Source organism: Spirosoma jeollabukense (assembly GCF_054777855.1).
Map to the genome: position 1 here is coordinate 1 of NZ_BAAHAD010000044.1, position 2,484 is coordinate 2,484.

Sequence of the window (2,484 nt, forward strand, 5' to 3'; positions counted from 1 at the left end):
TACTTATCTGAGGGATACCGACTCTCTGAGGATCTGAACCCAGCCCTTCAGGACCTGCGGGGGGGCGTTCCGATCCAGCAGGGCATAGTGCACCGTGGCCTGGTAGTAGTACAAGCCCGTGGGCATATCCGCCCCCTCGTTGCTCCGCCCATCCCAGGCCAGACTCGCCCCACTACTCTCATAGACCTTGGCCCCCCACCGGGTGTAGACCACAAACTCGATCCGCTCCACAAACCGCGGGCACTTCAGGGGCACAAACGCATCGTTCTTGCCATCCCCGTTGGGGGTGAACACATTGGGCAGCACCAGCGAGGGGCAGGCCTCATTGCAGACCGTGTTGGAAGGCTTACTCTCCAGCCCCCGCTGACTGACAGCCGTCACGTAGTAACAACCCGCCACCGTACTCAGGCTGGTGTGCTCGAAGGAGGTGGTGGGGGCGGCCAGGCTGGTGAGCAAGGCCAGCGTGTCCTGGGCGTAGCGGGCGTAGTAGAGCTTGTAGGCAGCAATCTTGCTATCGCAGGTGGGTCCAGTGGTGGGGCTCCAGTTGAGTTTGTTGGTAAAGCTGGTGGTGTTGCAGAAGCTCTCGGGGGTCAGACTGGCGCAGCTCAGCGAGTCCAGCCGCAGGGTGGGGGGACAGGGGCGGGTCGTGTCAGCGGGGCTGGCACAGAGCACCTGACTGTAGTTGGTCAGCGGCCCCAGTCGAGCCAGCTGAGGGTCGGTGTAGATACCCGTGGTCATGACCCGGTAGCAGTAGCTACTGTCAACCGAGAGAGCCCGACTGGTATTGCCATCGGCCAGGAACGTATCCGATCCATCATCGGTAAAGCTGTAGGTGGGTGTCATCACCTGCACCTCCCGGATCTTGTTGAAGGGGCCACCGGGGCCACTGCGGCTGCGGTAGATGTCGTGTTTCTGCCCGTCATTGCTCCAGGGGACGTTGGCCTGCCAGGTTAGAACGATCTGGCGGTTGGCCGGGGCTGCCCCCAGCCGCACGGAGGAGGCCGGGTCGGTCACGTCCAGCCGGGTAAGCACCCCGTTGAGGGTGTAGTAGAACTCCAGCCGGTACCGGTAGGCATTGGCCACCGTGTTGAGGGCGCTGGTGGAGCTGCCCCGGTCGACGTAGATCGTGTCGGGGGCCGTAGCCGATAGGGTGGTGTTGATGGTGGCAATGGGCGTGAAGTTAGTGCCCCCCAGCCCATCCGCCCGCTGGAGCCGGTACTGATAAGGGCCGGGCAGGTCACCGGGGTTGAGCCCTAAAGGTCGTGTCCACTTGACGGTAATGCGAGGATTGCGGGGGCCATCGGGGCCGGTAGAATCAACCGTAACCTGGGTGATGACGGGGGCCAGCAAGGCCAGCTCGACGCAGGCCTGTTGGGAGGCAATGCTCTCGCCCCCATTGAAGCCCCCATTCCGGTCCGGATACACCGCCACCAGCCGGTAGGAATAACTCACTCCTCGTCTCAGGCTGGACGTATCGGTGTACGTAGTGGCTGTGCTGGGCACCTCCCCGATCTTGGTGTAACCCGCCGGAGCCCCCGTTACACAGGTCTGGGATTCGATGGGAGCACAGCCTTCCTTGCGGTAGATGCTCAGGGTGGTGCCTGCCGCCCCACAGCTGTAAGCGTCCCAGCTGAGCTGGATGGCCCGCCCGTTGGCCGTGGCCGTGGCCCGGGCCGTCAGGTTCTTCACCGAGGGACCCACCAGCCGAATCCGGAAGGTCTGGAAGGAGACCAGCGCAGGGGTGGGTTTGGGAGGCACATCGCTGACCTTGAAGGTCACATCGTAGGGAGCCTCCCGGAGCTGGTTGCAGTTGGTCTGCCAGCTGAAGGTGGCCGTGGCGGGCTGAGCCTGAGCCAGTCCTGCGTTGAGCAGCCGGGCGTAGGCGGGCTGGATCAACTCGCCGGGTGCCAGGGGGGCGCCATCCTGGCCCACGTTGAAGACGCCCCCGAAGCCGGTGATGATGACCCGCTGGCCATCGGGATCGGTGGCCGTGACGGGCTGGTTGATCAGGGTGCCGGCCTCCACGCACAGGTCCGGGATGGGGGTCAACAGGGGGCGTTTGTTGAGGTTGTCAACCACCACAATTTGCATATCGCGGGTGATTTCCCCGATGAGCACGCCGTTTCGCCACTCTTCGATGATGAAGGCGAAGTTGTACTGGCCTTCCTGGCCGGGGGCGTCCCAGCAGAGTTCACCGGTGGCGGGGTTGATGGAGAAGGTGGGGGTACCCCCGGTTTCGCTGGCGGTGCTGAAGCGGGTGGGGTCCTGATACACCGCAATTGCTCGACCGTCGCAACCTGTCGACGTAGTAGCTTGTTTTGGAACGCTGAGTCGGAAGGCCAGGCTGTCGCCATCCACATCGAAGGCGGCCGGGTTGTGGCAGAACTTCTGGTTGACGCGTCCGGAGTCCAGGGGTGGGTTGAGCATGACGGGGGTAGAGTTCAAGCCCAGGTTGGCATTGATCAGAATCGTCGTCGAGACGAA

The 2,484-nt window shown here is 63.4% G+C and carries 2 protein-coding genes; one reads left to right on the plus strand and one right to left on the minus strand.

Annotation, left to right across the window (positions count from 1 at the left end):
• Nucleotides 1-3 precede the first annotated feature (3 nt).
• Nucleotides 4-843 (minus strand): gliding motility-associated C-terminal domain-containing protein, encoded by an 840-nt coding sequence (locus tag ACYVEA_RS34315; protein WP_461117889.1) that lies wholly within the window; start codon nucleotides 841-843, stop codon nucleotides 4-6.
• A gap of 528 nt (nucleotides 844-1,371) precedes the next feature.
• On the opposite strand from ACYVEA_RS34315, the gene ACYVEA_RS34320 reads away from it, so the two are divergent.
• The coding region (locus ACYVEA_RS34320) for a hypothetical protein (RefSeq protein WP_461117888.1) at nucleotides 1,372-2,484 on the plus strand (1,113 nt) is incomplete at its 3' end.

Bases quoted from the DNA above. Each gene is read 5' to 3' on its own strand.
- ACYVEA_RS34315 (WP_461117889.1), bottom strand. From the start codon at position 843: ATGACACCCACCTACAGCTTTACCGATGATGGATCGGATACGTTCCTG.